General features: G+C 41.9%; 5 protein-coding genes and 4 pseudogenes. 3 read left to right on the forward strand and 6 right to left on the reverse strand.

What is annotated here, in order from left to right; genetic code table 11:
* From ACFE93_RS03745 to ACFE93_RS03755, 3 genes and pseudogenes are all read right to left on the reverse strand, one after another.
* Positions 1-1,371 (reverse strand): M66 family metalloprotease (locus ACFE93_RS03745; protein ID WP_375472080.1); only part of this gene is annotated, 1,371 nt, incomplete at its 3' end.
* A gap of 79 nt (positions 1,372-1,450) precedes the next feature.
* Positions 1,451-1,854 (reverse strand): annotated as a pseudogene (locus ACFE93_RS03750) (hypothetical protein).
* Between the two features lie 401 nt (positions 1,855-2,255).
* Complete coding sequence (locus ACFE93_RS03755) at positions 2,256-2,837, reverse strand: hypothetical protein (protein WP_375472081.1); 582 nt, start codon at positions 2,835-2,837, stop codon at positions 2,256-2,258.
* Positions 2,838-2,852: 15 nt separating this feature from the next.
* Between ACFE93_RS03755 and ACFE93_RS03760 the strand changes: the two genes are divergently transcribed.
* The gene (locus ACFE93_RS03760) at positions 2,853-3,146 is read left to right on the forward strand and encodes a hypothetical protein (protein ID WP_375472082.1); all 294 of its coding nucleotides are present in this window, start codon (positions 2,853-2,855) and stop codon (positions 3,144-3,146) included.
* Between the two features lie 297 nt (positions 3,147-3,443).
* Here the strand turns inward: ACFE93_RS03760 and ACFE93_RS03765 are convergent.
* Positions 3,444-4,307: pseudogene (locus ACFE93_RS03765) on the reverse strand (sensor histidine kinase); the annotation flags it as partial.
* A gap of 564 nt (positions 4,308-4,871) precedes the next feature.
* A pseudogene (locus ACFE93_RS03770) lies at positions 4,872-5,900 on the reverse strand (PAS domain-containing sensor histidine kinase); the annotation flags it as partial.
* A 250-nt stretch (positions 5,901-6,150) separates the two neighbouring features.
* On the opposite strand from ACFE93_RS03770, the pseudogene ACFE93_RS03775 reads away from it, so the two are divergent.
* A pseudogene (locus tag ACFE93_RS03775) lies at positions 6,151-6,360 on the forward strand (hypothetical protein); the annotation flags it as partial.
* 256 nt (positions 6,361-6,616) lie between these two features.
* Here the strand turns inward: ACFE93_RS03775 and ACFE93_RS03780 are convergent.
* A complete protein-coding gene (locus ACFE93_RS03780; protein ID WP_375472083.1) occupies positions 6,617-6,757 on the reverse strand; it encodes a hypothetical protein in 141 nt (46 codons plus the stop codon).
* 327 nt (positions 6,758-7,084) lie between these two features.
* Here ACFE93_RS03780 and ACFE93_RS03785 point away from each other — a divergent pair.
* A partial coding sequence (locus tag ACFE93_RS03785) for a pentapeptide repeat-containing protein (RefSeq protein WP_375472084.1) occupies positions 7,085-7,502 on the forward strand: 418 nt, incomplete at its 3' end.

Consider the following 7,502-nt stretch of genomic DNA (forward strand, 5'->3'; position numbering starts at 1 on the left):
CCCATCATTGAAGACGTTGACTAAATCATCTTTCCCATCTGCGTTAAAATCGCCGCCTAGCCATTTTTGAGTATCCCAAAACCCACCTTGGCCAGTTGCCCATCGCTGGCTATCAAAACTCTCACTATTAGATAAGTGAGTATCAATACTAGCTAGACCTTCATCGTTGAAGACGTTGACTAAATCATCTTTCCCATCTGCGTTAAAATCGCCGCCTAGCCATTTTTGAGTATCCCAAAACCCGCCTTGACCAGTTGCCCATCGCTGGATATTAGGAAAGTTTAGAGTACCACTGATAAAATACTGCCCCAAACTGCCGTAATCCGTATAGCCAGTTGAAAGAGGATTTTCTTTTCCTATACCATCAATTTTGAGGTAATAATTTCCAGCAACGACATTTGTTGTAATACTTGCAGATAGTAAATCTGTTGGATTGGACGACGCAATTAAGGTACCAGCAGAATTGTATAGCTCTGCCAAAATGTCTAAGTTTGGCCCTCGACTAAAAGGATTCACTATCAAGCTAATCAGACCAGTACCTGTGACAAAACTATAAAAATCTAAATCTGTATTGCGCTCAATGATGCCACTACCACTGATAGACGTACTAAAAATGGTTAGTGGCTTTGCTGTCGCAATTGTATCACCACAATCATCGGCTCGGTAGGTGAACCCATTTTGGGTCGTAATAATTTGCAAATCATCCTCAGTATTGTTAGCAGAAGCATACTCGCCTTTACTCCACTGGACTAGCTCGTCGTAATACCCCAATCCCATGATCGGTCTCCAGGCGGTCTCTCCACTACCATGTCCATAGTAGTATTCTTCAGCGGGGGTTATTTGTCCATCATGCTCAAGTCCTAGCGTATGACCTACTTCATGAGAGATAATATTAGCCGTATCGTTCTCATCACCTATCGTATTTTCAGCAAAAACAAAGGCAGGAGTATCACTATTTTGGTTGAAAGAACCAACTAAGGCGGTTCCTCTGGCTCCTTTACCATACCAATCGTAACTGCTACCGCCGATTGCAACACGCACCCCCCAGCGAGTATCATCACTGCCGCTCTTAATCAGATCGTTAATATCTGCTGGAGCCTGCGTTGTGACATTAACATTAAATGGGCTGAAATCCTCAGCGACGCGCTGCCAGATATACTGAATTGTTTCAAGTTCAGCCGAGCTAAAGGATGCTGTATCGCTGTCGAGGTCGAAGGCAGGGGTGATAATGTTAGCCAGACCTTTACTTGTGTTCCAGAAAGTACCAGAGGTGATATTGCTGTCGAAATCTAAATAAATTGTCTGATTAGCTCCTAGTAAGCTGTTGAGGAAGAAAGTTTTAGACAGGTCTAAAGAAGCTGGTACTGACATATAATTTCATCCTAAAAGGAAACCTCTATTAATTTCCCCATATCAAGCAGATAACTTTACGTACTTTGTTATGCAATCTTTACAAAAAGTTATAATCTGCTCTCACCGATACTGGAAATATTTGCATTTCATCTCGCAGGATGGTATCAACTAACTGACAAACTGCTGTTGATATACCATAGCTAGTATTTCCTTTGCGTTCAAAAATGTTATAGCCTCGTTTACGAGTTAACTGTGCGTACTCTTGCTGAATTTGTTCTAGCGTTGCTCCTTGTGGTGTGAGAAATTCAGTTAACGGAATTCCCCAATAAATGCATTAGACCAAACGACAAATTCACTATCTCCATGCTCTTTAATCACATAAGCATGAACGTCAAGTTTTGCAACATTCATTTGCTTTCCAAGTTGATATCTCAGTCTGGCAATATCAAGAACAGTTCCCGAACCGAAAACTAGGTTTTCTGCTCTGGTGGAAGTAGCGATGTCTACGACGGGCTATTCGGCGTCGCAATCCGCGTAAGTACATCCACTCTTCTTGCTAACGATAAGTACGATTGAATTCGGTGCAACTCGATCCAATTCTTTGAGCGTTAAACGTATAATCTGTGCATTGTCGCTCAATGTATCTAATTGGTAAGTAGAGATGTAGATAGTAGTCTTTGTATACTATATAGGGGGATAAAGACAGCGATCGCGTGGTATGGATGTAATACCAATTCACAATTTGCTTTTTCGCCCATTCGCAATTAAAAAACTTAGATGCAGCAAAGCTTTCAGGGTTTGCATCTGTATCAGATTTTTCGTGAAATGGTATTACGCACAGGTAACGGAAAACTTATTTATATTTGGTATCTATTGTCAATGCATAAGTCCTAAATAGAAGTTTAGTTTTTCTGAATTCCATAACAAAAACGACCAATTAACCAATTATTACTTTCACTCTTATTTGATTTTTCTGTCTGTAGTGTTTCTGTTCTATTTTTAAGTCCAATTAAAAATTCCTCCAAATTATGTGTTTTTGAGCCATCTTGATCATCGCTTCTGGCTTGCCAGTCCCATTCTTTCCACCAAATAGGTGCTTGTAAAATCTGAGTAAAGACATCAAATTTAAACTTATAAACACCTGGATTTGGAAATTTACTAGGTTCAATCAATGCCGAAAAATTTAACTGATTTTTATCAATAATTTTCCAATTTTGCAATTTAATAATACTATTAATATCTGAACTATTAACGGCTTTAAATTTTTTATCAAATTGGTCAAACTTTTCAACTTCGACTTTTGAAGTAATAGAGTTTTTATTAGTATCAATAAATAAGCTATATTGAGCCAGAGAAAAAGGCACACTATAATCAATCGTAAAACTTTCCTTTTGCCGATTGTCTATTTGCAAGAGTTCAGAGGGAGTATTATCCTTCGTGACAGAAACTCTATCTTTGACAAGAGAGATAGGTCGAGTAACCAATTTAGGTATGAAAAATTGTTTGAATTTTGTGGTGATACTCCGTCAGCAGATAGTCATTTTATATTGGTTAAACCCGCCAAGGTTTCTAGCCAATCTAGTGGGAAGGAATGGAAACTAGAAGAAAGAGGAATATTAAAATTTAAGAATCCTTTTTTGCAACTACCATTGGAATTAGAAGGGAATATCCTAGAATTTCCAGATATTCAGATAAATGCGGAAGATTCTAATTTAAAAATACAAAAAATTGCTCAACAGTTAGATGAGTTGAGGCTTCAGTTTAAGCAGTCTCAACAAGATAGAAAAAATTAGAGTCGCAAATAGAACAAATATCCGATAAATTTAATGATTTGAATATTAAGTTAAATCAGTCTTAGGAAGAAGCAAACATGTTAGAGTCACAAATAAACAAAGTTCCTCTTCTCCGAGATTTTGTTTATTTGCAAATAGATTTACTTAAAGCACGATTAGACTGTTTGGAAGATAAAAATAGTTGATAATATTATAGATTGTCAGGACTTACGCAACTGGCAATGCCTGATCGGGCCATTGATGAAGTCGATTTAGTAGAAGAGATAATGACCAAAGAATTTCAGAGTCTCGACCAAGTTAATTTTGAGTCTGAGTCAGAATTGGTAAGGTAATGACAAATTCAGTTCCCTGACCAAGTGTAGAATTCACAACCAGTGAACCGTTATGTTTTTCTACCACAATAGACTGAGCGATCGCCAGTCCTAAACCCGTACCTTTACCGACTCCTTTTGTAGTAAAGAAATGGTCAAATATTTTTTCTTTAACTCCTTCACTTATTCCGTTACCATTATCAGCAATTGATATTTTTACGTTGTCCTCTGCCACTGAAGTTGTAATTATAATCTGGTTGGGATTATCCTTAATTTCTCTAAAACTCCGCCCAGAATTTGCTTCTTCTAATGCGTCAATAGCATTCGCCAAAATATTCATAAATACCTGATTTAATTGTCCAGAGAAACACTCGAATTCAGGTAAGTTACCATATTCAATCATCACTTCAATTGCTGGACGTTGTTCATTTGCTTTCAGACGATGTTTGAGAATTAAAATTGTGCTATCAATGCCTTTATGGATATTAAAAGGCACTTTATAATCTTTATCTGCACGAGAGAAAGTGCGGAGACTGGTGCTGACATTTTTCAGGCGTTCGCAGGCCATCACCATTCCATCAATCATTTTGGGCAAGTCTTCTAAGCTATAATTCAAGTCAATTTCTTCAGCATGGTCTTTAATGTCATCACCCGGTTTGATTAAACTTTCTTGATAGAGTTTTAAGTGTTCAATAATATCAGCAATCGTGGGTTTAACTTGTTGGAGAGTAGCAGAAATAAAGCCCAAAGGATTATTCATCTCGTGAGCAACCCCAGCAACTAAATTACCCAATGCTGACATTTTTTCTGCCTGCACGAGTTGCGTTTGGGCTTGTTGCAAATCCAGCAGTGTGCGTTCGACCTGTTCTCGGGCTTCAGTAATGGCGGCAATTTGGGGCAGACTAGTCCAACAGGCGATCGCTACTCCCGCGAAGGCAACCGTCACTAACAAAATGCTAAACAACGCGACATCTTGCCCCACACCCACCTGATCTAAACCCGCCCTCGCCCACCAGCCAATACTCACCGCACTGCACACTAAGCTAATTAAGATCATTACCTGAAATGCCAACCAATCTGTTTTGCTGGTATGGGGTTGCTGGTGATACCATTGCATCCACCCATCGGGATGGAACAGGGGGACGTTCAAGCGCGGTAATTGAGTGCCTGCTATGCTCACTAGCCCTGGCAGGAGCAATCCAATGGCTAAGTCCTGCCAGCCCCATGCCAATCCGCCCACTACCAAAACAATCGCTTCAATGCCAAAGAAACCCAGCGACCACCAAGGCCATCGGGCTGCTGGTCGCCGCCGACTGACCCACTCACCTAAGTGAATTGCCATCATCGAAGTCAGATAGCCAGTGCCCGTCACCATCACAACCCGTTCTACATCGCCCCACCCCAAACAAATTAGACTCAGCCCGAGGGTAAAAATTAAGCTTGGTTCAAACACTCCCCGGCGAGACAACACGGCAAATACGGGCGGTAAGTAGCCATCTTTGGCTAACTGATACAAAATCCGGGGACAGTTAGAAACAGCGGTCGCAGAGCTAAGGAGACACCCTGACGTAATTAGAAAGGTGACAAGAGCGGGGGCAAATGCGCCCCAGAAGGGTTGGGCTGCTGCCACTAGATTGAGATAGGCGCTATCACCTAATCCGGGGGCTGTGGCTAACCGCATTAAAACCCATGATCCACCGAGATAGACGATTGGAATCAATCCAGCAGTCACCTGCAAACACCGTAGGGTAACGCTGGGTTGGAGGCTATCTGCTACAAATGAAGATGTCGTCTCGCAGCCATAAACTGCATAGACGGCGATAAAAAACCATTTCATCCAATCGATCAGGGAAATGCCTGCTCCCAGATCGGGCAGCACCCCAGGGCTAGTGGGGGCAAGACTCAACCAACCAATGCCTTGGAGACAAAAGGTGAGAAGAAACCCGATCGCCGGAAATACAAAGAAAGAGTGCAAAATGCCTAGCGTGCGAGTTCCACTAAAGGCAACGATAAAGGGCAGAATTGTAAACCCGATTCTGAGTAGAGTCTCTGGACAGGTAATGCCCAGTGGAGTCAGATTCGCCTTGATTAAATCGGTCAGAATAATCGCATCCATGGGCGGAACAGAGACCCAGCCAAGCAGGTAGCCAATCGCTCCATAGCGAGCCAAGTTTGGGAATCGGTGGAGCAAGCGGGTCATATAGTTTGGGGTGCCTCCAGCGACCTCTGGGAAATATGTCCCTAACCGCTTAACTTGGAGGTTGAGCAGTATGCCAATGATGGTTCCAGGCAACCACACGCAGAGCGCCTGCGGGCCTAGTGCAGCATGTATAGCAGGAGCCGTCCCTAACCATAAAAGCAAACCGCTAAAACCAAACCCCCAAGTTTCTTGTGAAGTGAGACTTCGGCGCAGGGGAGGCATTGAATTCGGTTGCTCATTCATAATTAGCACAGAAAAATAGGAAAAATAAGGACGTAAGCTCAGTCTTCCCTAAAATTCACTGATTGCTTCATCTGCAATCGCAATAATTATTGAACTTGCGCCAGATTCTGTCAGTTCGCTCATTTTTAACCTGTAAGACTAAATTTACGCCTTACAAAGCTTGTAATCCAGGCGATTAAATTGATTCCATTGTTGTGCTGGATGATTCTTCTGGGCGCTAAATAAGTCCGACACCCAAATATCGGGACGACCGCAAGAAGATAAAGCTGAGGCATTAGAACAAGTGAAAGCTTTAGCAGAAGCTGGGAAAAGTCCTCAAGAAGGGGCAATGCAAAAGGCGGCGAAAACGGCTATTAAGATTTTAAAAGGGACAATTTCTAGTTTACCCAGTGCCACAAAGTTGGTTGAACAATGCAGCAATCTATTGCCGTTGATTTCAAATTTTTTGGGTTTAGGTTGATCCGCCCTTGATTCACTTTGACCTCTCTCCTAAGAGAAGAGAGGCTTTGAATCTTACTCCCCTTATAAGGGAAGGGGTTGGGGGTTAGGTTTCTTTGCAGTACGCTGGGCACAGATGCCGCTTCTCACAGGTATTGGTAAAGGGATGTTTACGACGGGCTGCACCTACGCTCCTGTATTATGACCGAATAATTGGCAGAGCTTGAAATACCGCAATTAGTGAGTAATGTTGCAAAGTAGACCGCTCCCGTCATGAGTTAGACCGCTCCCATAAGTTCGGGAACCGCTCCCATAAGTTCGGGAACCGCTCCCATAAGTTCGGGAGCTACTCCCATAAGTTCGGGAGCTACTCCCATAAGTTCGGGAGCTACTCCCATAAGTTCGGGAGCCGCTCCCATAAGTTCGGGAGCCGCTCCCGTAAGTTGTGAGACTGCTACAGTTGCAATATTGATAACTACAGGTTAAGTATGGTGACACCAACTTCAATATTGCTGATGATAACTTAAGCATTTAAAGGTAAGGGTACGCAGTCATGCGCTTGTACCACGTATTACATGCAAAATTTTTATATTTTCTTTATTTTGCCAAAATCCGAAATATTGCACAGCAAACTTGTATAAAATCTCAGTAATACTAATTCTCTAATATCCGTCACCAGATTCAAACCCCCAAACCCAGATTTAATATGACTTTCTGAATTACGAATTACGAATTAGTATGCCATTATGCCGCCAGACTACTCCGGTCAAAATCTTCGAGGTCGCTCTTTTAAAGGTCAAAACCTGACTGGGGCAAACTTTAGCAAGGCAGATATTAGAGGAGCAAACTTTACCAACGCGATTCTTAAAGATGCTGACTTCACAGGTGGTAAGGCTGGACTACAGCGACGTTGGACTATTGGGTTGCTTATAGCCTCATCGCTGCTATCGGGAATATCAGGGTTTTTCTCAATCTTAGTTGGTAAATTGGTCGCATCTATTTTTGATATCAAAAGCACTCAAAACGTCATCATCGGGATAGTTTCCCTAATTGTGATACTGGTTTTTTTTATTATTACCATTCGTAAGAGTCTAACAGCAGGTTTAGTAGCCTTTGCCTTTGCCTTTGCCTTTGCCTTTGCCTTTGCCTTTGCCTTTGCCTTTG

It is taken from the genome of uncultured Nostoc sp. (genome assembly GCF_964247315.1).
GTDB lineage: Bacteria > Cyanobacteriota > Cyanobacteriia > Cyanobacteriales > Nostocaceae > Nostoc.

Coding starts and splice junctions, on each gene's coding strand:
- ACFE93_RS03780 (WP_375472083.1), bottom strand. CDS start 6,757: ATGGGAGCGGCTCCCGAACTTATGGGAGTAGCTCCCGAACTTATGGGA.